We start from the raw sequence: 24,547 nt of genomic DNA, 5'->3' as shown, positions 1-24,547 counted from the left end.
CGGCCAGACCGGTGTCCGTGGAGGCCGTGTTCCCCGAGCTGGCCCCCTACCGGGCCCGGACGACGCGGCTGCACCCCAGGCCGGGGCGGCCCGGGGTGCGCGACAGCCATGTCGGCGGGCCCATGCTGTGGCCGGCGGACGAGCCCTGGCCCCTCTGTCACGAGCCGCACCGGAGTGAGACCGAGGGGTATGCACCGGAGGAGATCCGCAGCGCCCGCGCCGCAGGCGGGTGGCCGCAGAGCAGGCCGTGGCCCCGCGCGGAACCGTCCGGGGATGACGGCCCGGCGCCCTTCGTGGGGCTGGCCCAGCTGTTCCGCCGCGACATCCCCGGCCTCGCCTGCGGGCCCGACGGCGCGGACCTGGTGCAGCTCTTCCGCTGCCCGTTCACCCACGGCCCGCACCTGGAACGCCGCTACCACCTGCGGTGGAGGCGGGCCGCCCGGACCGAACAGGTGGAACGTCTCCTCGCGGAGCAGCCCCGGGTGCGCCTGATGCGGTGGGAGCACGAACTCCCCGAACCATGCGTCCTGCACCCGGAAGAGGTGGACACGTACCCCTGGGCGGAGGACGACACGCTGCCCCTCGCCCTGATCGCACGCATCGACGCCTGGGACGACGCCCAGGTGGCCGAACACGGGTCCGACGCCCCGAGCTACCAGTACGACCTGTCCATCCCTCCCGGCTGGCGTGTCGGCGGCTACCCCAGCTGGGCGTCGACGGGCCCCATGACCATCGACTGCGCGTCCTGCGCCACCCCGATGGAGTTGCTGCTGACGGCTGAGGGCTACGAGATGGACGGCGGCTCGCACAGCTGGGCACCACTGGAGGACCGCGACCCGCTGCTGAGGGGAAAGGCGTCGATCCGGGGCGGCGTCCCGGTCGCGCGGCCCACGCGGCTCCGCTTCGGCCGGGACCACGATCTGCACGTCTTCGTCTGCCCGGCGGACCCCCGGCACGCGCCGCGATGGGTGCTCGCGTAGACCTCCGGCGGGGATTGACACTGACGCGCGGTGGATTCCTGCGCGTGCGAAAAAAGGCATCTGCACCACTTAACGGTGAACCTCGCCGCTATGTCCCTTGAAACGGGGCCCAGTTGGAAAGGTTGGCCATGCACCTCAAAGAGGCGCACGGCCAACCCGAGGAGAACACCTTGAATCGTGTCCCGTTCCGCCGTACCGCCGGACTGATGGCCGCCGCCGCGGCCCTGATCGCCGGTCCCACCCTGTCCGCTCACGCCATGACCCCCGCCGCCCCGACCGGACAGCAGACCTACGCCGCGCAGACGCGGGCCGCCGGCCTCACCGACGAGCAGGCCGGAGAGCTCCAGCGACAGGTCGACGCGGTACGCGCCCAGGAACCCCGGGCCCGCCAGACCTCCGCGAACACCCTCGACATCCCCGGCGGCACCGTCACGCTCCCGGCCCCCGGACAGTCCGAAACCCGCGACCTGGCATCGCCCCGCACGGCCCTGGCCTGCGGCAACGGGCACCTGTGCATCACGGACGGGCGCGGCGTCAACTACGACTACTACCGCTGCGGTTACTACGACTTCAACGGCATCGGTGACGGCACCTTCAACAACAACCAGACCTCGGGGACCCGCGCCCGCTTCTACAACAGCGACGGCAGTGAGCGCTGGTCCCACGTCGCCAAGGGCACCGGCACCGCGTCCTGGACTCCTGTCTTCCACATCCGCCCCTGCTGAGCCCGGCCCCGGCCCCCGCACCGGAAGCCGGGGCGGGGGCCCACCATCGAGCCGTAGCCTGGCCTCAACGGTGGCGGCGAACGCAGGGGTGGGTCGCGTGGGCAGGAGCGAAGAATCCGAGCGCTTGGCGAAAGCGCTCGTGGAGCTGCGGGAAGCCGAGGGCTTGTCCGTGGGAGAGCTGGCACGGCGCACCCAGTTGAGCCAGGCGACCATCAGGCTTCATGAGAGTGACCGAGGGGATGCTCCCCTTCCCTTCGCGGCCCGCCGCTTCGAAGAAGTGCTCGGCTGGGCGCCGGGCTCCATCCCCACCACTGAGAGCGAACCTCCGCCGGGGTCGGTCACCAGAGGTGGTTGAACGCCTCGTCGGCGTCGGCGACCGCCTCGGGGTGGACGGCGTGGGCGGTCCGGCCGTCGGCGATCTTCTGCCAGTTGGCGCGGGCGAGCACCCGTTGGACCGCGAGCACCTGGGCTGCCCGCAGGTGCGCCCGGATGTCTTGGCCGAGGGCGTCGGCCAGTGCCTCTTCGTCCTCCAGCTGGTACTGCGTCAGCCGTCCCGCCAGGCTCGGCGTGGTGAACACCAGGCGGTGGAAGGCCACCACCTCGGGGTGATCGTTGAGGCCGGTGACGGGGTCGTACCGGTCGAGGCCGGTCCGGAAGTGCCGGTGCAGCGCCGTCACCGGCTCGATGCCGGGGCCGCGGTCGCGCACGACGCGTGCGGCCTCGCCCTGGTGGTCCGCGAACCGGTGCAGCACCAGGTCTTCCTTGGTGGGGAAGTACCGGAAGAGGGTCGGCTTGGAGACCTCGGCTGCCGCGGCGATGTCGTTGACCGAGACGCGGTCGAAGCCGCGGTCCAGGAACAGCGAGACCGCCGCGTCGCCGATGGCGTCACGCGTCCGCTCCTTCTTGCGGGCCCGCAGCCCCGTCGGCTCGCTCACGTGACCACCGTAACACTTGTTACTCGGTTGCGTTTTTAACCGGGTAACGTTTTCATGGGCGGCATGAATCAGACAGACATTCCTCCCGTGCTCGTCACCGGAGCGACGGGCCGGGTCGGCCGCGTCGTCATCCATGAACTCCTCGACGCGGGCGCGCCGGTCCGTGCCCTCGTCCGTCGCCCCGAGGCGGCGGCGACGCTCCCGGCGAAGGTCGAGGTCTTCGCCGGTGACCTCACCGTGCCCGAGTCACTGGACCCTGCGCTGAAGGGCGTCGGTGCGGTCTTCCTCGTCTGGACCGCCCCGCCCCGGACAGCGGAGGCAGTCATCGAGCGGCTGGCAGCCCACGTAAGGCGGATCGTCTTCCTCTCCTCCCCGCACCGAACCCCGCACCCCTTTTTCCAGCAGCCCAATCCCATGGCGGTGCTGCACGCCGAGATCGAACGGCTCATCGCCGCCACCGGACTCGATACGACGATCCTCCGGCCGGGGATGTTCGCGTCGAACGCGCTGGCCTGGTGGGCGCCCGCGATCCGGGCCGGGCAGGTCGTCCGGTGGCCTTACGCCGCTGCCGAGTCGGCACCGGTCGACGACCGCGACATCGCAGCCGTCGCGGCGCGGACGCTCCATCAGGACGGTTACGCCGGAGGCGACTACGTGCTCACGGGCCCCGAATCGCTGACCCAAGCCGCTCAGCTGGACGTCATCGGTGACGCACTGGGCCGCCGGATCGCATGCGAGGAGATGACGCCGGACGCGTTCCGAAGCCTGTGCGAGGGCACGGTGCCCGACTCGGCCGTCGACATGCTGCTCGGCGCGTGGAGCGCGGCGGTCGGGCAGCCCGCGTACCTCACCACGGCGGTCGCCGACATCCTCGGGAGGCCACCGCGGACGTTGCGTCAGTGGGCCGCGGACCACGCCTCCGCGTTCACGGAAGGCTAAGCAAGGGCGATGGTCATCCAAGGAGCGGCCTCCTGTCGGTAGGAGTGCCCGACGGGGTCGGTGCCGCTGCTGTCGGCGAGGCTGAATCCGGTGACCATGACCGCGTCGGAGTCGTCGGCGACGGAGACGAGATGCGTACCGCAGCGCGGGCAGAAGCCCCGGCGCAGCGTGGGCCAGGTCGCGTACCAGGTCGGCTCGCCGCCCGGGCCGGTCCACGTCAGCCCGTTCCTTTCGAAGCCCACCCACAGGACCGCGGGCGCGCCGGAGATACGCGTGTCGTGCGGGCAGGAACACAGGTGTGGGTCGATCGGGTCGCCCAGGACCCGGTACGTGATGTGGCGGCACTGGCAGTGCCCGGTCCGGGCGGGCACGGGGGCGGCGGTCATGAGGTCCTCGATTCGGTACGGGTGAAGCGCTACCAGGCGGTGGGGCGCACGATTTCGGTGACGGGTTGGGGGTGAACGGCCCTGGGGATGCCGAGCACGGCGCGGCCCCGGTGGGCGGCGGCAAGTTGCTCCGGCGCCTCGGACGGTCCCCAGTCGAAGAACTCCAGAGCCTGCTCCGGGGTGGCCAGAACGCGTACGTACGTCCTACCGGTGGCCGGATCGACGGCGGCCGCGCCCAGGCTCGCCAGCACGGCGGCGTAACGGACCCTCGCGCACGGCCTGGCGTCGGACAGGTACCCGAGGTAGCGGAGGTCGCCGAGCTCGGCGGTGGCCTCCTCGCGGCATTCCCGGACGGCGGTCACCCAGGGATCGCCGCCGTCCTCCGGCTCCGTCGTGCCGCCGGGCAGACAGGCCGCGCCGGTGTCCGGTTCGAGGAGGAGCAGGACCCGTCCGTCCGGGGCGAAGGCCCAGACCCAGGACTGGCGGACCGCGAGCCCGGCGGGCACGGGCCCCGCGTGGAAGGGCAGGTGGTGACGGGCCCGGGCGGTGCGCAGGACACCGACCCGGTCGAGGACGGTGGGGGCGATCGGGCGGCCGTCCTCCAGGAGCACGGGACCGGCGCCGTTGACGCGGGCGCGGAGCGCGGAGAGGGTGCGGCGGGCGTCGCCGGGGGACATCAGCGAGGGGAGGTCGGCCGGTTCGGCGAACTCGATGCCGTCGATCTCGCCCGGGGCGGGCCGGACGGCCGCGATCCGGTCGTCGTCCCAGACGCCCCCGTCGAAGACGTGCAACAGCTCGCCCGGGAACCGCAGGGCCGGGGGCGCGGCCCGGCCGGTGGGGGAGACCCAGTCGACGGCGAGCCCCTGGGTGACGGTGGCCTTGACGCCCAGCTCCTCCTCCAGCTCGCGGGCGGCGCCCCGGGCCGGTGACTCGCCCTTGTCGACGGCTCCGCCGGGCAGCAGGCGGGTGGGCCGGTAGCTGACACGCTGGAGCAGGACCTGCCCGCGCTGGTTGGTGATCAGCACACTGGTGCCGGCCCACAGCGCGGCCGAGGCGCGCAGCTCGCCGTACGCCTCGTCCTTCTTCGTCACGCCGGGAGTCTCGTCGGGTGCGGATGTGGTGGTCATCTCTCTCCGTTCCAGGAGGACTTGGACGGTCACGATTCTGCCGTGGCCGTGGCCGTGGCCGTGGCCGTGGCCGCCGCCACCGCGTCCGCCGCGCGCCGGGCCGGGCCCGGCAGACGCCCGTCCCGGCCCGGCCACCGGAACACCAGCGGGGAGGACGCCTTGTCCAGGACGTCCCCGGCGGGCAGCAGAAGGTCCGGCGTGCCCGCCGGGTGGACGGTCAGGACGGGATCGGCGTGCCGGTCGTCGTCGGCGGCGCGGATGTGGCGGTCCCACGCCCGTACCGTGGCCGCGACCAGCTCGGCCAGCCGCGGACCCTCCGCGCCGAAGGCGTGGACCACCGTGTCCTCGTGGACGCCCAGCCGGCAGAAGCCCGGCAGCGTGGTGGCCGCGTACAACTGCAGCGAGCCGAGCCCCCATCATGACGCCGGTCGCGACCTCGTGACGCGGCCCGCGCAGCGCCTCCTCCACACCGTCCGCACCGGCGGCCGCACTCTCGTCGAAGCGGAGCGTCAGCGCACCGCCGAGCAGCGGCACGACGGGTACGGAACGCGCCTGACGGCCCTGGTCGCGGACGAAACCGCAGTACGTGAAACGCCGGGCGTGAAGCACGTCACCGCGCCGCTCGAACGCGACCGTCCGGCCGCAGCCGCCCATCTCCCACGGCAGGACGAGGCGCCCGCCTTCGGCCAGTTGCTCGCGCCAGGCGGGTGCGATGTCCCAGCGGCTGTACGTGATCATGCCGGCGTCGAAGCCGCCACGCGGGACGAGACCGGCCGGGGCGCCGCGCGCGGCGTCGGCTTCGACGGCGGTGACCCGTCCGCTGCCGGCCTCGGGCTCGGACGGGGCCCACCCGCCCGCGATCACCGTCTCGGCCATCGCACCGCGCAGCCGGACGGCCTCGGCCGGCACGACCGGACGACCGGCGGTGACCGGGTAGAGGGTCACAGTGGGCGGTCATGGGCCCTGGACGGGCGAGTCTGTGGCTACCTACTGCCCGCCGGCGGGACGACCGGCGGAACCACGTGCGCGATCCTGCGGGTAGCATCGTGTCCGGTCGCAACTGGCGAAGGTGGAAAACCACCGGGGAGCGGCCGATTTCCCGCGTGAGCGTCGACCGCCTGGGCGCCTGCGTCAGTGATATCCCGCTGACACAGGAGGCTATGACGTGGATCTGCGCTATGGGATCAACCCGCAGCAGGCGGGGGCGACTACCGCGCCCGTGCAGCTCGGCCGATGGCCGGTGCGGGTGTTGCAGGGCAACCCGTCCTACATCAACATGCTGGACGCACTCGACAGTTGGCAGTTGGTCCTGGAGGCGAGCCGAGCCCTGAACCGGCCGGCCGCTGCTTCCTTCAAGCACGTCTCGCCCGCGGGTGCGGCCGTGGCCGGCCCCGTCGATGACGTCACCGCCGAGCTCTTCGGCCTCGACCGAGACAGCGTCGGCGCGCTGACCAGCTCATATCTGCGAGCTCGCGACGCCGATCCGAAGTCCTCCTACGGTGACTTCGCCGCCGTGTCGCACCCGGTCGACACCGAGCTCGCCGCATTGTTGTCCCGCGTGGTCTGCGACGGCGTCATCGCCCCCGGTTACGCTCCCGGCACCGTCGCGACGCTCAGCAAGAAGAAGAACGGCCGCTTCCTGGTCATGGAAGCGGATCGGGCGTTCACACCTCCGCAGTACGAGACACGGGAGATGTTCGGACTGCGGTTGTCGCAGCGGCGCGACGAGGTGACGTTGTCCACCGCTCTGCTGGACAACGTCGTGTGCGGCACGCTGCCGACCAAGGCGGCCGAGGATCTCCTGCTGGGCCTGGCGGTGCTGCGCTTCACGCAGTCCAACTCCGTGTGCTACCTGCGTGGTGGGGCGACTCTGGCAATCGGTGCCGGTCAGCAGTCCCGGGTGGACTGCACCCGCTTGGCCGGTGCGAAGGCAGACATCTGGTGGCTGAGACGTCACCCGGCTGTCCGTGCGCTCTCCTTTCGACCGGACACGCGGCGCCAGGACCGGATCAATTGGCAGATCCGCTTCATCGAGGGCGACCTCACCCCCGATGAGAGCTCACGCTTGTCGACAGCCCTGTCCGCACCCGTACCCGAGCTGACGGACGAGCAGCGCACGCAGTGGCTCGCGGGCCTGGCAGAGGTGGCATTCGTATCGGACGGCGCGTTGCCATTCCGCGACAACGTCGACCACGCCCACCGGCACGGCGTCGCCTACATCGCCGAACCGGGCGGATCCATCCGGTCGACCGAAGTCGAGGACGCCTGCCGCGAGCACCAGATCGCCCTCGCCCGCACCGGGCTCAGGCTCTTCCACCACTGAGGACCAGGGCTGAGGTCGAGGACGCCAAGCCCGCGATCTGCCATGGATGCAGAAATTGCGGTAGTTTCTCCTGAAACTCAGGAGAACGGCCTGAAATCCGGGATGCCCGCTCGTCGAGCCCAGCGAGCCTCCTGCCGGCCGGGGTGGGACGACGCGCTGCCCAACACTCCCGGGAACCCGCCCGTACTCCAGTTGGCTCCAGCATGCCGCGCCGCGACCGGCCGAGCAGGACCCTGTCGAGGCCTCTTCTCGACGGCCCGGGTGCCGGGCGGGCGGAGTCCGCGCAGGACCAGGAAGGGCCATCCCGTCCGCGTCCAGCCGCTCCACCGACTCCCAGGCGGCGCCGAGGAGGGCGATTTCGCCCCGGCCCCCACCGAAGTGCTCCTCCCACTGATCACGCGTGGTGTACGTCAACGTGTGCCTCCTCATGGGGTGGTGGGGTGGTCGGTACGGAGCCGGGCCAGGGTGCGCAGGCCGCGTTCCACCAGTTCGGGGTCGCCGTGCGCGGTGCCGTACGCGATGCCGGAGACGGCGTCGAGGACGGAGAGCAGCGTGAGTTGGGCCTCCTCCTGCGGGGTGAACGGGCGGCCGTAGCCGTCCATCACGGCTGCCAGGAGGTCGGGACGGCCGTGCCAGCTGTCGGACAGCCGCACGAAGTCCCGTAGGGCGGGCCCCTCTTCGGAGCGCTCGAAGTCGATCACGTACAGCGTGCCGGAGCCCTCGTCCCAGCGCAGATTGCGCAGCTGGAAGTCGCCGTGCGTGGGGACTACCGGCAGGGCGGGCCTGTCGGCGGCACTCTCGACCGTGCTGCGGACGAACTCCTCGTCACCAGCGGCGAGATGGGGCCGGGCCCCGTCCAGGTGCCGTTCCAGTTTCCCCACGGGCAGGACCTCGCCGCCCGGTCGGCCCGGGGCACCGCTGGCGTGAATGGAGGCCGCGAGCTGCCCGATGCGCTGGAACACCGTGCGCTCCTGCTCCGGCGGCAGGACGGCACCGTGCAGGGAGCGGCCTCCCACCGCCGTGAGCACGACGGCCCGCAAGGTGTCGTCGGCGGCCAGCAGCCGGGGCGCGGCTTCTCCGAGGCCGGTGACCCAGCCCCGTAACGCCGTGACCTCGCGCCGGTGGAAACGCTCGTTCTGGTGGACCTTGACGTACCAGGTGCCGCCCTCGGCACCGTCCGCCCGCCAGACGCGGCTCTCCTCCCGCGCCCAGGAGACGTCCGCCCAACGGGTGATCCGCCCCACCGCCCGTTGGGCGAAGGCACGCACCGCGCCCTCCGGGGCGGCGCCGGAAACCAGCAGCAACCGGTCCACGGCCGGGTCGTACGCGATCGGGTCGCCCGGCTCCTGGAAGTGCACGCCCAAATGCGCCCCGGCCCGGTAGGCGTCCAGTCCCGCCCGGCAGTACGCGACCATCGGCTCCGGCAGCGCGTCCAGCGCGAACCACCCCATCGCGTCGCACTTGTCCGGCTCCATGACGCGCGGCGTGCCGCTCCACCGGCGCACCTCGAAGAACACCCCGATCCGCGCCCGGCCGACCGGTGGCCGGTGGTGCACCGTGACGGCCGCGCGCACGTCCGCCGGATCCACGGCGAGACCGGTCTCCTCCAGCGTCTCGCGTACGACGGCGTCGACCACGGTCTCGGCCTCCACATGGCCCGACGGCGCGTGCCACAGACCGCTCGCGTACACGTTTCCGGCCCGCCGGGACAGCAGCACCTCCGGCCCGCGGTCTCCGTCGCGTACGGCCAGCAGGTGCGCGTCCACCGGCGCGTCGACGCGGGTCAACGGGTCCACCCCAGCTCGGTGTAGACGCGTCCGGCCCGGATGCCCTCGATCGCGGCCCGTGCGTAGGGGACCAACGGCTCGGGCAGGTCCTTGGCGTTCCACCACTGCCAGGCGACGCATTTGTCCGGCTCCCTCAGCTCAGGCGTGCCCTCCCAGCGCCGTGCGCGGAAGAACAGGCCGATCCTGGGCCTGCCGCCCGGACGGTTGACCGTGTGCACGGTGTGGACGAGTTCGACATCCGACGGGTCGATCACCAGCCCCGTTTCCTCGTACGCCTCCCTGACCAGGCACGCGGTCGCGGACTCCGCCTCGCAGTGACCCGCCGGTACGTGCCAGGTGTTGCCCGCGTACGCCGAGTCGGGGTGCCGCAGCCCCAGCAGGACCTGGCCGTCCCGCTCCAGGTAGAGGTGGACGCCGACGACGTTGAGGACCGTCCCCGGCGCCGGGGACGAGGGCGCATCGTGCTCGGCGGCGTGCCGTTCCAGGAGCGCCCGGGTCGACGGCAGCATCGTCATGTACGGGAACTTCTCGGGCCGCACCCAGGCGACCATCACGCCCTCGGTGAGCGGCAGGCCGGCCGGGTCACCGTTCCAGCGGCCGCTGAACACCTGGACCGGCACCCGGGTCCCGTCCGTGCCCGTGACGTGCTCGACCGCGTACGGCACCAGGCCGGCGACCGCCAGATCGGCCTCCTCGCGCAACTCCCGGCGGACCGTGTCGAGCAGCGTGCGGTCCTGCGGCTCCCAGCCACCGCCGAGCAGCGACCAGCACCCCGACTCCCAGATCCACGGCTTGTTCGCGTCCCGGAGGTGCAGCAGGTACCGGCCATTGCCGTCGTGGATGATCGCCGAGGCGTTCACGGGCTCGGGCCGCCCGTCCAGGCCCGCCCGGAGAAGCTTCGTACGCAGGGTCGGTGACCCGACCTCCGCCAGGGGCAGCCACTGCGCGCCGGACACCTCCTCGTCCTGGAGAGTGAGCGCAGGTGGCTCCTCGTCGGCGAGGTAGAACACGTAACGGAAGTCGTAGTGCCGGTGGGCGCGTTCGCCCTTCGCGGGGCGCGCGTCGATGTCGTGCACGTCGACGTCGACAGGGGAGCCGAGGAAGTGCCGGGTCAGGGACACGGCGCCCGGAGCGATCCCGGTCTCCTCCGACAGCTCGCGCAACGCGGCGACGAGCAGACTGCGGTCGCCGGGCTCGGTGTGACCGCCGGGGGTGAGCACGAGCCCGTCGGAGGCCCGGTGCCGGATGTGCAGGACCCGGCCCCGGCGGTCGACGACGACAGCGCTGCACGTGACGTGGGCGGGGAGCGTCGCACGGTCGGCCGGATCGTCGGGGCCGTCCAGGAGGGACAGCAGCCCGGCGAGGGATTCTCGCTCGTGCGGGTGGCGCGCCAGGTACGCCTCGGTGGTGCTGCGGATGTGGGAGCGGGTGAGCGGCATGTCGTGACCTCGGGACGGCGGAAGGGGTGCGGGGCGGCTCACGCGGGGGCCTCGTGCTTGTCGTCGTCCGGTTCGGACGTGATCTGGTAGGACAGCAACTGCCGGAAGAGCCCGGGCTGTTCGGCGAGCTCGGCGTACGTGCCCTCCTGGACGACGCGGCCCCCGTCAAGCACCACGATGCGGTCGGCGACGGCCACGTTCGCGATGCGGTGGGTCACCAGCAGCACCGCCCGGTCCCGGGCCAGGGACCGCAGCCGCTGGAAGATGCGGAACTCGGCACGCGGGTCGAGATTGGCTGTCGGCTCGTCCAGCACCAGGAGTCCTGCCTGGCGGAAGAACGCCCTGGCCAGGGCGATGCGCTGCCACTGGCCGCCGCTGAGCTCCTCGCCGTTGAGCCATTCGCGGGCCAGGAGGGTGTCCAGACCCGCGCCCAGCTTGTCGACCACCTCGTCGGCGTCGGCCGCCTCGCACGCCTCGCGGACCGCCGCGTCGCCGCCGTCGGTGGGCTGCCCCTGGGTCACGTTCTCGCGCACGGTCAGCGGCCAGTGCGCGTAGTCCTGCGGTACGAGGGCGACGTGCCGCCACAGAGCCTGCGGGTCGGCCTCAGTGGTGGGGACGCCGTCCCACAACACCTGCCCGTCCGTGGGCAGATAGAGGCCGCTGACCAGCTTCGACAGCGTCGACTTCCCGGAGCCGTTGAAGCCGACCAGTGCGGTGACCTCGCCCCGGCGCAGGGTGAGGGACACCTCGGACAGGGCGTCGTGCTCCTTGCCCGCGTAGCGGTGCGTGACCGACTTGACCTCGATCGTCTCCGGCGGCGCGGGGTGGTGCCGGCCCCGGCGCATGCGGAAGCCGCCCGCCTTGTCGAGGAAACCGGTCCAGTCGTCCATGTACAGCCCCGTCCGCACGGCGCGCGCGCCGACCGCCACCAGGCCGCGGACCGCCATGCCGACGGTCTGCAGGGCGAAGACGGCCGTGCCCGCGTGGCCGACGCTGATCCGGCCGTTCGCGAGCAGCCACACGACCGCCGCCCACACCACTGCCGACCCCAGCCCCCCGCACACCGCTCCGGCCAGGGACATCCGCGCGCCCTGGTCGGCCGCGGCCCGGTCCTCGCGGTTGATACGGGCGACGGTGTGCCGGTACCGGCCGGACAGGAAGCCGGCCATGGTCCCCGCGCGGATCTGGTCGGCGGCGTCCTTGGTGTAGATGTGCCAGCGCAGCACGGACAGCATCCGGTTGTCGCCGTTGCTCCGGAGATTGGCCAGGTAGCGGACGCGCGCGGCGCTCACCTGGGCCACGGCCTGCGGCAGGCTCGCGGCGACGAGGAGCGGGAGCAGCACCCAGTGCACACCGGCGAGCACGACGGCCCCGGCGAGGAACGCGGCGGCCGAGGCGATCAGGTCCTGCCCCTCGTTGATCAGGTCGCCGGTGACCTGGGCGCCGCGGTCGGCGGCCTCGCGGTCACGGTTGAAGTCGGGGTCGTCGTACGCGCACAACTCGACCTCTGCGCAGCCGGTGAGCAGCATCTGCTCGGCCTCGCGGGACATCAGCGGACCCAGCCTGGAGGAGAGCCAGTTGACGGTGATCCCGAGGAGAGCGCGCACCCCCGCCGCCCCGGCGAGCAGGGCGACGGACGGCCACGCGTCGAGGAGCCGGTGGTAGACGTCCCCGTCGCGCAGCAGGGCCGTCAGGGTGCCCGCGATGGCGACCAGGCCCAGGGCCTGCATCACCCCGGTGACCAGTTGGCACAGCAACAGGCCGACGGTCGCCCGCCGGTCGACCCGCCACGCCAGGGCCAGCGAGCGGCGCACCAGCTGCGGCAGGCGACGGGCCATGTCGCGCATCCGGATCGACCGGCCGGCCGCCTCGCGGCTGCCGGTGAGATCGACGTAACGCATCTGCGGCTCGGGCTCGGGCGGTAAGGGGACGGATCGCGGTCCCGGAACGTCGCCGTTCGATTTCGGGAGGCTGTTGCGAGGGGGAGGGGTGGGGTGCATGGCGTTCCTCCGTCTGGGCGTCGATGTGGCACTGATGCTCTAAAAACGCGGTGGATCCGGTCCCGTAACGGCCGGATCGGAGGGCATTTTGTGAACGCAAGTTCTATTGGGGGATCAGGCCGTGGGGCCTCTGTGTCGTCGCCGCTGAAACTCGTTCGATCAGGTCGGGTCACCCCTGCGGGGGATTGCGGAGGCCCTGCGGCCGTCCGGGGCCCCACCCGTAAGGTCGCCGTATGACGACACTCTCCACGGGCAGCGCGTTCGACGCGCTCCGCGCCGACGCCGTACGCGATCACGAGGAGCTGCGCCGGACGTACGAACTCCCGAGGGACACGTCGCTGCGCAAGCAGACGACCGAACTCAACGAACAGACGAAGAAGTTGATCGCCTGCTCGGCACTGGTCCTGGTCGCCGGCGCGGACCCGGAAGGACGCTGCGACGTCTCCTCGCGCGGCGGGCCCCCCGGGTTCGTGGCCGTCCTGGACTCGTGGACGGTGGCGATCCCGGACGCGACCGGCAACAGGCGGCTGGACACCCTGCAGAACGTCATCGCCACCGGCGGGCCGGGCTGCTGTTCATCGTCCCGGGGCGCACCACGACGCTCCGGGTGAACGGCCGGGCATGCGTCGCCACACGCCCGGAACTGCTGGAGCAGCTGACCCCCGTGGGAAGGCCGCCGGCCAGTGCGCTGGTCGTGGGCATCGAGGAGGTCTACCCGCACTGCCCCAAGTCCCTTCTGCGCAGCGGGGCCTGGAAGCCGGAGCAGTGGCCGTCGGCGGACGACCAGCCGACCTCGGCCGAGGTGACGCTCGCCCAGCTGCGCATGGATGCGCGGTCTTCACCATCGTGACGTCGCCGTTGTACCTGTACTGGTCGGCTTTCGCATGGGCCGAGCACGGAGAATTCACCTCGTACAACAACGGGCTGCCCTACGGGGAAGACGGCTACAAGGACTGGGCCACGTACGACATGTCCGAGGGCACCATGGTGGGCCTGATCCTCCGCATCCTCGTGCTCCCCACCGTCGTGGCGACCGCCCTGTACGTGTCCCGGCTGACCGCGATGCAGCAGGCACGTCGCACCACCTGACGTCGGTGGCCCCCCGCGGATACAACTCAGGACATGTCGCCCCGGCACACCGTCCCCGGCGCCGGGGTGTGCCCCGTGCGGAGGTAGCGGTCGACCGCCTTCACGACGCAGCGGTTCTGCGGGTACGTCCCGTGGCCCTCCTCCCCGGCCGTCAGGAGCACGCCCACACCGTCGCCCAGTGCGCGGGCCATGTGCTGGGCCCCGCTGTACGGGGTGATCGGGTCACCGGTGCCGCCGACCACCAGGATGGGATCCGCGCCCTCGGCGTTCACCTGCGGGGTGACCCGCTCGCCGCCGAACGGCCAGTCGTAGCAGAGGTAGACGCCCGTGGACCAGGCCGCGCCGAAGACGGGCGAGGCGGCTTCGACGCGCTTCGCGGCCCTGTCGAGGCGGTCGAAGTCGGGGCGCAGGCTGGAGTCCGCGCAGGTGATCGCGGTGAGGGCGACGCGGCCGTTGTCGACCGGGGGCGCCGCCGGGTCGGCGGAGCCGGTGTGGTCCGAGCCCTTGTCCAGCGGGCGGCCGTCGTTGCGGTCGATCAGCGCGGCGAGCGCCTTGGCGAGGGGCTGCCACCCGTCCGTTCCGCGGGCGAGATGGTCGCCGACGTCGTACGCGAGGTCGTGGGAGTCGAGGGTCCTGCCGCCTCCGGCCGGGGCCGGTTTCCTCTCCAGGCGGTCCGCCAGCCGCGCCATGCGCCGGGCGGCCTCCGCGGGCCCGTCCCCGGTCGGGCAGTCGCGGATACGGGCCGCGCAGTGCACGGCGAACCGGTCGAACGCCGCCTGGACCGCTTCGGCCTGCGACACCTGCTCCTCGGCAAGGTCCTCGGTCGGATCGACCGACGCCTCCAGGACGAGCCGTCCGACGTGCGACGGGTACAGGTGGGCGTAGACCGCGCCGAGCGCCGTGCCGTACGAGACGCCGAAGTAGTGCAGCCGCTCGTCGCCCAGGAGGTAGCGCATCAGGTCGAGGTCGCGCGCGGTGTGCGAGGTGCCGATGTAGGGGAGGATCGCCCCGGAGTGCTTGGCGCAGGCGTCGCCCCCCTCGAATCCGGTATCGTCCGCCGTCTTCCCACAGCGCACGGGGATGGTCCGGCCCACGCCCCGCGGGTCGAAGGAGACCAGGTCGTAGCGGTCGCGCAGCGGCCCGTACTGGCGGAGGCGTGCGGGCAGTCCGCTCACGCCGGACACGCCGGGCCCGCCGAAGTTGAGGACGAGGGAACCGATGCGCCGGCTGTTCGGGCCCGTGGCCTCGAGACGTATCAGGGCGACGTCGATCGTCCGGCCCTTCGGCTTCCGGTAGTCGAGGGGGGCCTTCATGACGGCGCAGTCGTAGCCCTCGCGCGCGGCCGGCGGCGAGGTGCAGCGGGACCAGCGGAGGTGCTGACCGGTGGTGAGCGCGGCGGGCAGACCGGTGGGCGGGTTGGCCGCCGTGAACTCCGTACGCGGCTCCGCCTGCCGGTGCCGGGCGTCGCGCTGGATCCAGGCGCCGACGGCCCCCAACACGGCGAGGAGGAGGACCACGATGACGCGCGCACCGACCGAGAAGCCCGGTCCGCGGCTCCGTATCGGATGTGCGTCACTCATGGAAGCCCCCGCGTTCCGCCCCTGGGCGCCCGCCCCGTGCCGCACGCCCGAACTGATGTCCGTCGAATAAGCGCAGCGTACAAGCCGTCCACCCGCTCACAGGCGGCGCACAGTCGTCGCGTGGCTGTGCCGTCTCTGCGACGAGTCTGTGTCATTCCTGGCCCAGGGTGAGTAGGGCGTCGCGGCGCGCCTCATTGACGCGCTGCCGTCGCCGTGTTGCCCGGAACACCCTCCGGCTGCCGTACAACGCAGCTTCTACCGCGAGTTAGGTCAAAATGATACGTAAGGGACGCATCGTCACCGCAGTTGCCCTCACCACCCTGAGTCTCGGGCTCACGGCCTGCAACGATGACGAGGACCCGGCAGCGATGCCGGAATCGCCCTCGGCCTCCGCCCCGGCCTCGCCCGCCCCGAGCAGCGAGAGCCCGTCGGCGGACCCCAGCGACGACGCCGGCTCCAAGCCCAGTGGTGACGTCGCCGCACCCGGCACGAAGTTCAAGGTCGGTGACCGGGCGGTCGTGCCGTTCAAGTACGGGACGTCAAAGGAGGGCACGGTCGCCATCACGGTCACGGCGATCGAGAAGGGCACCGAGGCCGACATGGCCCCCTTCGGCGACAAGGCGAAGGGCATGACGCCCTACTACATCCGCATGAAGGTGGAGAACGTCGGCGGCACGGACCTCTCCTACTCGTCGCTGAGGCTGCGCGGCAATCTGGCGGGCGGCGCTCCCACGGGCGTCATCCTGATCGGCGACCTCCCGGGCAAGTGTGACAGCGAGACGGCCCCCCGCGACTTCACCACGAAGGGCGCCTCGTACGAGACCTGCTCCCTCAGCGCCACGAAGACCGACCCCATCGCGGTCGCGTCGTTCGAGGAGGGTGACGCGTACAGGGACAGCCCGGTCATCTGGAGCAACTGACCACCCGCTCCCACGACCGCGGGCCGGGCGTCCCGTCGCTGAAGGGGCGCCCGGCCCGAGAAGTGGTGTCACATCCATCATGACAGGTCAGAGGGCATTTTCGTAGGAGCAACGGCACAGCGGGCAAGCCTTGTTGGGCCCCTCCGGGAGCGCCCAGAATCTCCGCCATGAATCACTCGCGGAAAGTCGATCAGGACGACATCGTGCGAGCGCGGAATGTGCTGCTCGCCTCGGGGCGCCGCGCACCGCGCGAGGAAGTCGACGCCTACCGGGTGCTCGCTCAGGTCAGCCCCGCCTCCTACCTGCCGCGCCTGGCCAAGGCACTGCAGGCCCTGGGCTTCGAGAACGCCCACCGCCACACGCGTCCGGACCGCCTCGCGCTGTGCGAGGAGGCGGTCGCCGTGGCACGGTCCATCGACCCGGGCGAACCCACCCGTGCCGATGTTCTGTACGACGCTCTCGATACGTGCCAGAGAGTGCTGTACAGCCAGGGCCGACGCGAGGAAGGACTCGCCCTGCGCGCCGAGATGGTCGCCGTTGGCCGTGCACAGGCGGCAGTGAGTGGAAACCCCGTGGTCAGGGGGCTGGAAGTGTGGGCCCGCGGTCTTGCCGAGGAAGGCCGGTACGACGAAGCCGCCGATGCCCTGACCGAGTTGCTCATGGCGGACCGGCCCGAGACGCTGAACAGCGGGTCCCACGCCTGGTCACTCCTGGAGTGGATCGCCGTTCTCCACGACGCGGGCCGGTCCGGCGAAGCGCTCGCCGTGTTCGAGACACTCGTACGCATGGAACGGGAGGAAGTCGCGAACGACCGGGGAGCGATGGCCTGTTACCTCTACTCGCTCATCGGATACGCGCAGATGCTCGACACCCATGGCCGGGGCGAGCAGGCGGGCCTCGCCCGGCAGGAGGCACTCGCCCTGCTGACGGAGCTGGCCGACACCGGGGAGCGAAAGACATGGAGCGGCTATCAGAGGTCGTTCTGGGCCGTGTTGCTGTCCCTCCCCGGCGCTGAGGGCGACCGGCCCGCACCCCGAGGACCGCGTCCGCCCTCGGGCGCGGCGAACCTGCAATGGTCGCCCGATGTCAGGGAGCGCTACTTCGACAGCCGTCACGCCCTGCGCGAGGAGGTGGACGCTCTCGCTCCACTGGCCGCCGAGGATCCGGACCGGCACCTCGCCGACCTGGTCGGCCTGCATCGCGTCCTCACCATCCGCTCCGCCGTCCACGGGGAATCGCACCGTTGCCGGTACGCGGAGGATGTGCGCCACCTGTTCGACGAGGGAGTGGGGCTGGCCCGACGACTGGCCGAACACGCCCCGGCCGCCGGAACGCGGGAACTGGCCAGGGCCCTGATCGACCGGTCGACGTACCGCACCTCCGCCTTCCAGTACGGGCCCGCCCTCGATGACTTCCGCGAAGCGCTGAGCTGCCTGGGGACGGCCGGACCCACCTGATCCGCCCCCCCCGCCCCGGTCGGTCAGCGGCCGGCCCTGCGGTGGCGGGTCAGAACGGCGGCACCGGCCCGCTCACTGCCCAGGCACTCCAGGTCGGCGTGAGGCCCGTCCGCCGGGAACAGCGTCCGCCCGGTGCCCAGGACGGTGGGGAAGGTCAGCAGCCGGTACTCGTCCACCAGGTCCGCGGCCATCAGCTGCCGCACGACGCTCAGGCTCCCGGCGACGACCACGTCCCGCTGCTCGCGCTTGACGGCCTCGGCCGGATCGCCGTCGAGGAGGCGCGAGTTCGTCCAGACGGACATGTCGCCGGGGGCCAGGGAGCGGGAGGCGACCAGCTTGGGGACGGCGTTCATCCGTGCGGCGAACGGGTCGTCGCGGCCCGGCCAGATCCGCGAGAACAGCTCCCAGGTGGCGCGCCCGAGCAGCAGCATCCCGGCGTCCATGGTGCGGCCGAGCCGGAACTTGTCCCCGGCGACCGCCTCCGGGCCGTACCGGAGCGCCCAGCCGCCCAACGGCGTGGCCTGGGACCCGTCCGGGTCGGTCACGACTCCGTCCAACGTGATGAACTCGATGACGACGACGCTCACGATGAGACTCCTCTCGGTTCGGTGTTCACCGGTATCTACCGGCGGCCCCGCCCCGACTCATCGCTCCCGGTGGAGATTCTTCGCGGAAATCTCGCGCGGCAGGCCGAAGGCGTCGAAGACGCGCGGATCGGCGAAGACCACGTTGTGCGCGACTTGGCCGTCGATGACGGCGAAGACCTGCAAGGTGTGCAGCCGGTGCCCACCCCCGGGCTCCGGCGCGTACGCGGCGAGCGCGGGCTGCCCGTTGGCGGTGAGCTCCCGCACGGCCCAGCCGGTGCCGCGCATCGCGAAAACCCGCTCCATGAACCGGCCGTAGTCCCCGCTGCCCCGGTACCACAGCGGCACCGGCGGCATCTCCAGCACGGCGTCCTCGGCCAGCAGGCGAACCAGCGCGGGCACGTCCGCCGCCTCGAACGCCCGCACGTACCGCTGGACGACCGCCCGCACCCCGGGATCGTCCGGCTCGGCGACCGCACCGGCGTCGGCCACATCGGCGAGCGCGGCACGGGCCCGCTGCAGTGCGCTGTTGACCGCCGCGACCGTCGTCCCCAGCTGCTCGGCGACCTCGGCGGCGGTGAACGCCAGCACCTCGCGCAGCACCAGCACCGCCCGCTGCCGGGCCGGCAGCACCTGCACCGCCGCCACCCAGGCCAGCCGCAGATCGGCCCGCGCCTCCACGTCGAACCGCGCGTCGGGGAACGGCTCCAGCCACGGAACGTCCGACGCCGGACGGCAGCGGACGGCGCCCGCGCCCCTCCAGGGCGGTCAGGCACACATTGGTCGCGATCCGGTACAGCCAGGTCCGCACCGACGCGTGCCCCGGGTCGTACCGCTCCCGGGCCTTCCACGCCCGCAGCAACGTCTCCTGCACCAGGTCCTCGGCCTCGTGGAACGAGCCCGGCATGCGGTAGCAGTACGCCATCAACTCGCCCCGGAACGGCTCGAAATCCACGCCCCCATGATGCCGGTGTCCGCACAATCTCCTGGTTCCGTTCACCGTATGGTCACATTATCGGTAGGCTCTGGGGCGCTCCATCCGCACCACCAAGGGGGAACCGCCATGCGCACCCGTCATGCCCTGACCACCGCCGCAACCATGGCCTCGGTCGTCTCGCTCGGCCTTGTCGCCGGCACTCCTGCCCAGGCCGCCGAGTACTCCTCGGTCCTGAAGATCAAGGGCGTCCAGTACGACGCACCGGGGCGCGACTCCAACAAGTGCTCGGGCGGCAACGCGGCGAGCGAGTACCTGACGATCAAGAACTACTCGCGGACCACGACGGTCAACCTCAAGGGCTACGTCGTCAAGGACGCCACCGGGAACAAGTTCACCTTCACGAAGTCCCACACGCTGCAGCCCGGCGACTACGTGAAGCTCCGCGGCAACCGGGGCACCGACTCCGACGCCAGGAACGTCGTCTACCGCCAGAACTGCAACTTCATCTGGAACAACGACAAGGACACGATCTACCTCTACAAGCCCTCCGGCGCCCGCGCGGACGTCCACGCCTACACCAAGAAGGCCAACGACCGCGACGGCAACGGCTACATCACGTATCACGGGTGACCCGGATGCCCGCCATCGAGCGATCAAATCGCCCATAAAATTTATGTAAGCTCAGGCGAGTGAAGTCGAATCTCCGGGGCACAGGACGTCTCGGAGGTTGATAATCATGGTTCCTGTCATTCTTGTTCTGCTGCTCGCCCTGCTTCTCTTCGGTGCCGGATTCGCGCTGAAGGCCCTGTGGTGGATCGCCGTCATCGTGCTGGTGGTCTGGCTTCTCGGATTCGTGATCCGGCCGACGGCCAACGGTAAGCGCGGCCGCTGGTACCGATGGTGAATTCCCTGCTGACCGTTTCCGTTCCAACGGCGTAAGAGGAATTCCACTTCCACGAAAGGAGCTTGCCATGCTCGGCATAGTCGCTGCGGTGTTGTTCTTCATTTCCTTCCTGATCAACGCTGCGGACATCAGCACCAACGATGTCTTCTCCTCGACCAACGTGATGCTGCTGGGGCTCACGGCCCTGGCCCTCCACGTGGCGGGGATAGGCAGTGGCTGGTCCCGCAGGCGGTGACGTGCCGCCTCGCGTCCCTGGCCGTGGACGAGCCCTCGACTTCGCAGTCGGGGGCTCGTTCCGCGTCCGGCGGCTCCCCTACGACAGGGACAGAAGGCGGTCCAGGACCGCCGGGTCGGCCTTCACCCCGTCGTGCAGATGGGTCTCGGAGACCCAGGTACGCAGGCCCCGCACCCGGGACGCCGTGGTCAGCGCGTGGTCGTGGTCGACGTACATGTCCTGGCGGTACACCGCCGCGGCGACCGGCACCGTGTTGGCCGCGAGGCGGTCGAGGTCGTAGAGGGCGGGCCAGTCGGTGCGGTGGGCGAGCGCGTCCGCGGCCGCCTTCAGCGGGACGAGGGCCGGATCCTCGTCGAACATCCAGGGGTACATCATCTCGCCCGTGAAATGCAGCGGCCCGCCCGCGGAGGCGTCGAACTCGGGGAACTCCGTCCGGACCCGGTCGGCGGACCATGCCGTGGGACGGCCGCCCTGCGCGTAGATCGCCTCGTGCAGGACCGCGTACAGCGGACGCGGCGCGAGCGAGACGACGGAGTCGACGCCCCGCAGGAACGTGTCGGAGAGGACCGGCCCGCCGCGTCCGGGTACGAAGGCGCCCTCCAGCAGATAGTGCAGGGAGTCGAAGGCCGACGCGGTGCCGAAGGTGATCCCCAGCGTCTGGAACCGTCGTACCGACAGGCGTTCGCCCGACGGCATCCGGACGTCACGGTCGGCCAGATGGGCGGCGACCCGCCCGGCCAGGGCACGGTCATGGGGGTACCGCTCGAAGTAGCGGGCGTTGGCGGCGAGCGTACGCCGGTACGCCGCCCGGTACACGTCGTCGGCGTGCCCGGTGAGAGTGGGCAGACCACCGGTGATCAGGGCCCGGTCCAAGCCCTCGGGGGCGAGGCCGAGATAGCTGAGCGTGGCGAAGCCGCCGAAGCTCTGCCCCAGGACCGTCCAGGGCCGGTCGCCCTGCAGCCGGCGGCGCAGCAGCTCCGCGTCGCGGACGATCGAATCGGCCCGGAAATGCGTGAGGTACCGCGCCGCGTCGGCCCGGCCGGCCAGGGTGGTGCGGTCCGCCGGGGTGGACCGGCCGGTGCCGCGCTGGTCCAGGAGGACGACGCGGAACTCCTTCAGGGCGCGGCGCAGCCAGGCGCCCGCCGCGTTGGGACGTTCGGCGCGCCCGCCCGGCCCGCCCTGGAGCCAGACCAGCCGCGGCAGCTCACGGCCCTCCATGCCCTCGGCGACGACCTCCCGTGCGAAGACGGAGATGCCGGGCCCGTCGGGGCGGGCGTGGTCGAGTGGTACGTCGAGGGTGTGATCGGTGCAGACGAGGCCGCTGTGGCGGTACGTGATCTGGTCGTCGGTCAAGTCCGGCTCCTGGGGCGGGGTGTACGGGGGCGTGCGGGGGAGCGGCGGTCAGTAGCCGGCGACGCCCAGCTCGCGGCAGATCTCGACCAGCTCGGGGTGCACGTACACGCCGTCCTTCTCGATGCACTCGCCGTCGAGGAAGAGCGACGGGCCGAGGACCGAGCCGTCGGTGTGGGCGGCGGAGACCCACGGTTCGCCGCCGATCCAGGCACCCTTGGTGCCGATGCCCAGCTCCACGCAGCCGAAGACGCGCTCGTCCTCGACGATGCGGCCGGTCGGCGCCGGCACACCCGGGTTGAAGCCCAGGGACCAGTGGGCGACGCGGAACATGTTCGGGTCGTCCCAGGACTCCATCCAGCGGCGGAAGATCTCCGCGTCCTGCCCCTCGCCGTCGATCTTCGTGACGACGCCCTTCTCGACGGTGCAGCGGACCGGGGTGCGCAGCAGACCGAGCTGGTCCGGCGGCCACAGGGCGCCGTCGAAGACGAGCACGCCGTCCTGGGTCTCCTCCAGCGGGTTCCAGGAGATCTGGCCGGAGAGCATGACCGTCTCGCCGGGATTCTCGGCGGGCTTGCCCCGCAGGTTGATGGGGCGGTCGCCGTTGCGGCCGGTGATGTCGGTGCCGTTGGCCGAGGTGATGCGCACCTCGTCCGCCTGCTCCAGGAGGCGGACCAGCGCCTTGCCGAGCTTGATGACGCCCTCGAAGTCGGGGCGGCCGACCGTCGCGACGAGCATGTGCACGTCCATGGCGGTGAGGTTGGTGTAGCGGCAGCCGTTCGCCATCGCACGGCGGAACGCGTCGGAGTGCATCACGTACGAGACGGCGAACTCGATCCACACGTCGGCGTCGGCTATCGCACCGGCGACGGGGCGCGGCGGCTCCATGGAGGAGCTGGGCATCGTCTCGTACCAGACGACGACGGGGTGCGCCCCGGCCGCCGCGACGGCCTGGGCGGTGGCGTCCACGACCCGGCGGTCGCTGCTGGTGTCGCCGGTGAGGACGACGTGCTCGCCGGGCTTGACGAGCATCACCTGCTCCACGAGCTTGCGAGCGGCGAGGGCGAGTTCGTAGCTCAGGTACTCGGACCGGGGTTCGAGCCGGCTGAACATCTCCATGGATCTTCTCCTTGCGGTGGTGCGGGTGAGCGAAGGTGGTAATGGGGGAGCGGGGTCAGCTCGCCTTGATGATCTGGGCGGAGTCGCCCAGGGAGCTGCCCGCGATGAGGCCGGCGCCGACCAGGTTCAGTTCCTCGTCGGCGGCGGGGCCGCGCCACTTGCGGTAGCCGACGCGCACGGCGAGCGCGCCGAGGACCATCCAGCAGGCGTTCGGGGTGAGGATCAGCAGGCCGGTCGCGAGCATGACGCCCATCTGCCGCCTGGTGCCGCCGATCAGCTGGATGGCGGCGCCGGGGATGGCCCACAGCAGTAGGGTGCGCAGCACACCGGGCTCGCCCAGGCCGTTCTTGACGGTGTCGGCGTAGACCTTGGCGACGGGCGGGATCAGCCCCTGCCTGAAGTACGACTGCCACAGGACGGCGACCACGACGAGGGCCGCGGCGAAGCCGATGAGGGCGGCGCGGAACTGCTCACGGCGCCCCTCCCGCTCGTACGGGTCCCAGGGCCGGTGGTCGCGGCGCAGCAGCCAGCCGGCCTTGAGGTCGTAGCCCATGTCGGCGAAGGCGGGGCCGGTCGCCGACACGTAACCGACCAGCAGCGCGAGCGGCACCGACGGGATGCCGATGAGCAGCCCCAGGACCAGGAAGATCAGGGTGACGGCGAACGACGGGAACCAGCCGGACTGCATCGCTGCGAGCCCGACGATCAGCTCGTGCACCAGAGCCGCGAACGCGGCGAACAGTACCCAGCCGAGCAGCCCCAGCGGACTCATGTCACCGATCAGCCCACCGAGGACGGCGAGCAGCACGGCCCCGCCGACGAACAGGGCGTAACCGCGTACGAGCGACCGGCGCAGTCCCTTCTCGTCCACGGTGTACGAAGTCGTCTCGTCGTGCCCCGCCACGGTTGCCGCAGCGGGCTGCTGCGCGGAGCGGCGGCGGACCAGCAGCACGACCGCCTGGCCGAGGGCGACGACGCCCGCGCCGACCATCACGCCGTGCGGTACGTAGCCGGCGCCGAGGTCGGTGTGGAAAAGATCGGGGCCGAACTCGCGCAGACCGAGCCCCACACCGAACATGAGCAGCGCCCAGACGTTGCCGAGGAAGGCGACACCGGCGGCGGACAGCGGCAGGCTGAACAGGGTGCCGCCGAGCCCGACGAGCGTGCCCGCGCCGAGCACCAGGGCCCGCTTGCCGCCCTTGTCACCCGCCTTGATCGTCTCGGCGGCCGCCTGCCCGGGCGGCCAGGCCGCGTCGGCGGGCAGCAGCCGGGAACCGAAGGAGCGGTAGAGCACCCAGGTGTCGATGAGCAGGCCCACGAAGGAACCGGCCAGCATCGGCCACACCAGGTCCTCGCGCCCGAAGACGTACGGCACCGCGATCGAGGTGAGCAGCGCGTTGGCGGAGGCGAAGGTGGCGGCTGAGATCGCGCTCTGGGCGAGGTTCTGCCGGTGCACGGAGCGCATCGAGCGCAGTCCGGCGAGCGGGATGCGCCCGATGAGCATGGCGATCAGCGCGCCGACGACCGAGGTGTTGGCGGATATCCCGAGCTTGGCGACCAGGTCCGCGCCGATGACGGCGCCGACGACGGACAGCACGGCGAGGACGGCGAACACGACGGGTTCGCGGACGCGGGGATGGCCGGCGCCGGAGGATGCGGCGGGGCCGGAGTCGGAGGGCGGCGGCGCGGTGGCCGACGGCGAGGTGTGATGCGACACGGAACACCCCTTGG

The 24,547-nt window shown here is 71.6% G+C and carries 23 protein-coding genes, 2 pseudogenes and 1 riboswitch; of the genes and pseudogenes, 11 read left to right on the top strand and 14 right to left on the bottom strand.

Features of this window, described 5'->3' with window-relative positions:
- Positions 1 to 11: 11 nt before the first annotated feature.
- Together OHS17_RS01695 and OHS17_RS01690 are read left to right on the top strand one after the other, a co-directional pair.
- Positions 12 to 980 carry a hypothetical protein gene (locus tag OHS17_RS01695; protein WP_330315125.1) on the top strand — a complete coding sequence of 323 codons (969 nt, stop codon included), beginning with the start codon at positions 12 to 14 and terminating at the stop codon, positions 978 to 980.
- A 170-nt stretch (positions 981 to 1,150) separates the two neighbouring features.
- A complete protein-coding gene (locus OHS17_RS01690; protein WP_330310709.1) occupies positions 1,151 to 1,705 on the top strand; it encodes a hypothetical protein in 555 nt (184 codons plus the stop codon).
- 338 nt (positions 1,706 to 2,043) lie between these two features.
- Here OHS17_RS01690 and OHS17_RS01685 read toward each other — a convergent pair whose 3' ends face one another.
- Positions 2,044 to 2,640, bottom strand: coding sequence for a TetR/AcrR family transcriptional regulator (locus OHS17_RS01685; RefSeq protein ID WP_330310708.1), 597 nt, complete (start codon positions 2,638 to 2,640; stop codon positions 2,044 to 2,046).
- 63 nt (positions 2,641 to 2,703) lie between these two features.
- On the opposite strand from OHS17_RS01685, the gene OHS17_RS01680 reads away from it, so the two are divergent.
- Positions 2,704 to 3,579 (top strand): NAD(P)H-binding protein, encoded by an 876-nt coding sequence (locus OHS17_RS01680; RefSeq protein WP_330310707.1) that lies wholly within the window; start codon positions 2,704 to 2,706, stop codon positions 3,577 to 3,579.
- Here OHS17_RS01680 and OHS17_RS01675 read toward each other — a convergent pair.
- From OHS17_RS01675 to OHS17_RS01665, 3 genes are read right to left on the bottom strand one after another with little or no spacing between them, the layout of a single operon-like run.
- Complete coding sequence (locus OHS17_RS01675; protein WP_330310706.1) at positions 3,576 to 3,965, bottom strand: GFA family protein; 390 nt, start codon at positions 3,963 to 3,965, stop codon at positions 3,576 to 3,578. The genes OHS17_RS01680 and OHS17_RS01675 overlap by 4 nt on opposite strands.
- Positions 3,966 to 3,994: 29 nt before the next feature.
- Entirely contained in the window at positions 3,995 to 5,092 is a 1,098-nt protein-coding gene (locus tag OHS17_RS01670; protein WP_330310705.1) for an NUDIX hydrolase, read from the bottom strand.
- Between the two features lie 29 nt (positions 5,093 to 5,121).
- The gene (locus OHS17_RS01665) at positions 5,122 to 5,487 is read right to left on the bottom strand and encodes a hypothetical protein (protein ID WP_330310704.1); all 366 of its coding nucleotides are present in this window, start codon (positions 5,485 to 5,487) and stop codon (positions 5,122 to 5,124) included.
- A 651-nt stretch (positions 5,488 to 6,138) separates the two neighbouring features.
- Positions 6,139 to 6,223: riboswitch (ZMP/ZTP riboswitch) on the top strand.
- 34 nt (positions 6,224 to 6,257) lie between these two features.
- Between OHS17_RS01665 and OHS17_RS01660 the strand changes: the two genes are divergently transcribed.
- On the top strand, positions 6,258 to 7,415 hold the full coding sequence (locus OHS17_RS01660) for a phosphoribosylaminoimidazolecarboxamide formyltransferase (RefSeq protein ID WP_330310703.1): 1,158 nt from the start codon (positions 6,258 to 6,260) through the stop codon (positions 7,413 to 7,415).
- Positions 7,416 to 7,840: 425 nt separating this feature from the next.
- Here OHS17_RS01660 and OHS17_RS01655 read toward each other — a convergent pair whose 3' ends face one another.
- The 3 genes from OHS17_RS01655 to OHS17_RS01645 are packed head-to-tail and all read right to left on the bottom strand — an operon-like array spanning position 7,841 to position 12,542.
- On the bottom strand, positions 7,841 to 9,211 hold the full coding sequence (locus tag OHS17_RS01655; RefSeq protein ID WP_330310702.1) for a phosphotransferase: 1,371 nt from the start codon (positions 9,209 to 9,211) through the stop codon (positions 7,841 to 7,843).
- Positions 9,199 to 10,641 (bottom strand): NUDIX domain-containing protein, encoded by a 1,443-nt coding sequence (locus OHS17_RS01650; RefSeq protein WP_330310701.1) that lies wholly within the window; start codon positions 10,639 to 10,641, stop codon positions 9,199 to 9,201. The genes OHS17_RS01655 and OHS17_RS01650 overlap by 13 nt, the downstream gene beginning before the upstream one ends.
- A gap of 38 nt (positions 10,642 to 10,679) precedes the next feature.
- On the bottom strand, positions 10,680 to 12,542 hold the full coding sequence (locus tag OHS17_RS01645) for an ABC transporter ATP-binding protein (RefSeq protein WP_330310700.1): 1,863 nt from the start codon (positions 12,540 to 12,542) through the stop codon (positions 10,680 to 10,682).
- 332 nt (positions 12,543 to 12,874) lie between these two features.
- On the opposite strand from OHS17_RS01645, the pseudogene OHS17_RS01640 reads away from it, so the two are divergent.
- Together OHS17_RS01640 and OHS17_RS01635 are read left to right on the top strand one after the other, a co-directional pair.
- Positions 12,875 to 13,467 (top strand): annotated as a pseudogene (locus OHS17_RS01640) (MSMEG_1061 family FMN-dependent PPOX-type flavoprotein); the annotation flags it as partial.
- Between the two features lie 20 nt (positions 13,468 to 13,487).
- On the top strand, positions 13,488 to 13,730 hold the full coding sequence (locus OHS17_RS01635) for a hypothetical protein (RefSeq protein ID WP_330310699.1): 243 nt from the start codon (positions 13,488 to 13,490) through the stop codon (positions 13,728 to 13,730).
- A gap of 26 nt (positions 13,731 to 13,756) precedes the next feature.
- Here the strand turns inward: OHS17_RS01635 and OHS17_RS01630 are convergent, their stop codons facing one another.
- A complete protein-coding gene (locus OHS17_RS01630) occupies positions 13,757 to 15,310 on the bottom strand; it encodes an alpha/beta hydrolase (RefSeq protein ID WP_330310698.1) in 1,554 nt (517 codons plus the stop codon).
- Between the two features lie 275 nt (positions 15,311 to 15,585).
- Here OHS17_RS01630 and OHS17_RS01625 point away from each other — a divergent pair, with 275 nt between their 5' ends.
- Together OHS17_RS01625 and OHS17_RS01620 are read left to right on the top strand one after the other, a co-directional pair.
- Positions 15,586 to 16,230, top strand: coding sequence for a hypothetical protein (locus tag OHS17_RS01625; RefSeq protein ID WP_330310697.1), 645 nt, complete (start codon positions 15,586 to 15,588; stop codon positions 16,228 to 16,230).
- A 167-nt stretch (positions 16,231 to 16,397) separates the two neighbouring features.
- Positions 16,398 to 17,687 carry a hypothetical protein gene (locus tag OHS17_RS01620; RefSeq protein WP_330310696.1) on the top strand — a complete coding sequence of 430 codons (1,290 nt, stop codon included), beginning with the start codon at positions 16,398 to 16,400 and terminating at the stop codon, positions 17,685 to 17,687.
- A gap of 23 nt (positions 17,688 to 17,710) precedes the next feature.
- Here the strand turns inward: OHS17_RS01620 and OHS17_RS01615 are convergent, their stop codons facing one another.
- From OHS17_RS01615 to OHS17_RS01605, 3 genes and pseudogenes are all read right to left on the bottom strand, one after another.
- On the bottom strand, positions 17,711 to 18,274 hold the full coding sequence (locus OHS17_RS01615; RefSeq protein ID WP_330310695.1) for a dihydrofolate reductase family protein: 564 nt from the start codon (positions 18,272 to 18,274) through the stop codon (positions 17,711 to 17,713).
- A 57-nt stretch (positions 18,275 to 18,331) separates the two neighbouring features.
- The gene (locus OHS17_RS01610) at positions 18,332 to 18,952 is read right to left on the bottom strand and encodes a sigma factor-like helix-turn-helix DNA-binding protein (protein ID WP_330310694.1); all 621 of its coding nucleotides are present in this window, start codon (positions 18,950 to 18,952) and stop codon (positions 18,332 to 18,334) included.
- A 124-nt stretch (positions 18,953 to 19,076) separates the two neighbouring features.
- Positions 19,077 to 19,178, bottom strand: a pseudogene (locus tag OHS17_RS01605) (sigma factor); the annotation flags it as partial.
- A gap of 156 nt (positions 19,179 to 19,334) precedes the next feature.
- Here OHS17_RS01605 and OHS17_RS01600 point away from each other — a divergent pair.
- From OHS17_RS01600 to OHS17_RS01590, 3 genes are all read left to right on the top strand, one after another.
- A complete protein-coding gene (locus tag OHS17_RS01600; protein ID WP_330310693.1) occupies positions 19,335 to 19,838 on the top strand; it encodes a lamin tail domain-containing protein in 504 nt (167 codons plus the stop codon).
- 106 nt (positions 19,839 to 19,944) lie between these two features.
- A complete protein-coding gene (locus OHS17_RS01595; protein ID WP_073969255.1) occupies positions 19,945 to 20,112 on the top strand; it encodes a hydrophobic protein in 168 nt (55 codons plus the stop codon).
- Between the two features lie 67 nt (positions 20,113 to 20,179).
- Positions 20,180 to 20,347: a hypothetical protein gene (locus OHS17_RS01590; protein WP_330310692.1), complete on the top strand. Its 168-nt coding sequence runs from the start codon at positions 20,180 to 20,182 to the stop codon at positions 20,345 to 20,347.
- 78 nt (positions 20,348 to 20,425) lie between these two features.
- Here OHS17_RS01590 and OHS17_RS01585 read toward each other — a convergent pair whose 3' ends face one another.
- From OHS17_RS01585 to OHS17_RS01575, 3 genes are read right to left on the bottom strand one after another with little or no spacing between them, the layout of a single operon-like run.
- Entirely contained in the window at positions 20,426 to 21,700 is a 1,275-nt protein-coding gene (locus OHS17_RS01585; protein ID WP_330310691.1) for an alpha/beta fold hydrolase, read from the bottom strand.
- Positions 21,701 to 21,748: 48 nt separating this feature from the next.
- On the bottom strand, positions 21,749 to 22,816 hold the full coding sequence (locus OHS17_RS01580; RefSeq protein ID WP_330310690.1) for a hypothetical protein: 1,068 nt from the start codon (positions 22,814 to 22,816) through the stop codon (positions 21,749 to 21,751).
- A 55-nt stretch (positions 22,817 to 22,871) separates the two neighbouring features.
- A complete protein-coding gene (locus OHS17_RS01575; protein WP_330310689.1) occupies positions 22,872 to 24,533 on the bottom strand; it encodes an OPT/YSL family transporter in 1,662 nt (553 codons plus the stop codon).
- Between the last annotated feature and the right edge of the window lie 14 nt (positions 24,534 to 24,547).

The organism is Streptomyces sp. NBC_00523 (assembly GCF_036346615.1).
Lineage (GTDB): Bacteria > Actinomycetota > Actinomycetes > Streptomycetales > Streptomycetaceae > Streptomyces.
The sequence above is the reverse complement of the archived record's forward strand: the minus strand, read 5'-3'. Positions and strand labels throughout refer to the sequence as shown.

What these genes read in the sequence shown, in the direction of transcription:
- OHS17_RS01680 (WP_330310707.1), top strand. Translation starts at nt 2,704, where the DNA reads ATGAATCAGACAGACATTCCTCCCGTGCTCGTCACCGGAGCGACGGGC.
- OHS17_RS01675 (WP_330310706.1), bottom strand. Translation starts at nt 3,965, where the DNA reads ATGACCGCCGCCCCCGTGCCCGCCCGGACCGGGCACTGCCAGTGCCGC.
- OHS17_RS01670 (WP_330310705.1), bottom strand. Translation starts at nt 5,092, where the DNA reads ATGACCACCACATCCGCACCCGACGAGACTCCCGGCGTGACGAAGAAG.
- OHS17_RS01650 (WP_330310701.1), bottom strand. Translation starts at nt 10,641, where the DNA reads ATGCCGCTCACCCGCTCCCACATCCGCAGCACCACCGAGGCGTACCTG.
- OHS17_RS01645 (WP_330310700.1), bottom strand. Translation starts at nt 12,542, where the DNA reads ATGCGTTACGTCGATCTCACCGGCAGCCGCGAGGCGGCCGGCCGGTCG.
- OHS17_RS01630 (WP_330310698.1), bottom strand. Translation starts at nt 15,310, where the DNA reads ATGAGTGACGCACATCCGATACGGAGCCGCGGACCGGGCTTCTCGGTC.
- OHS17_RS01625 (WP_330310697.1), top strand. Translation starts at nt 15,586, where the DNA reads ATGATACGTAAGGGACGCATCGTCACCGCAGTTGCCCTCACCACCCTG.
- OHS17_RS01620 (WP_330310696.1), top strand. Translation starts at nt 16,398, where the DNA reads ATGAATCACTCGCGGAAAGTCGATCAGGACGACATCGTGCGAGCGCGG.
- OHS17_RS01600 (WP_330310693.1), top strand. Translation starts at nt 19,335, where the DNA reads ATGCGCACCCGTCATGCCCTGACCACCGCCGCAACCATGGCCTCGGTC.
- OHS17_RS01595 (WP_073969255.1), top strand. Translation starts at nt 19,945, where the DNA reads ATGGTTCCTGTCATTCTTGTTCTGCTGCTCGCCCTGCTTCTCTTCGGT.
- OHS17_RS01590 (WP_330310692.1), top strand. Translation starts at nt 20,180, where the DNA reads ATGCTCGGCATAGTCGCTGCGGTGTTGTTCTTCATTTCCTTCCTGATC.
- OHS17_RS01580 (WP_330310690.1), bottom strand. Translation starts at nt 22,816, where the DNA reads ATGGAGATGTTCAGCCGGCTCGAACCCCGGTCCGAGTACCTGAGCTAC.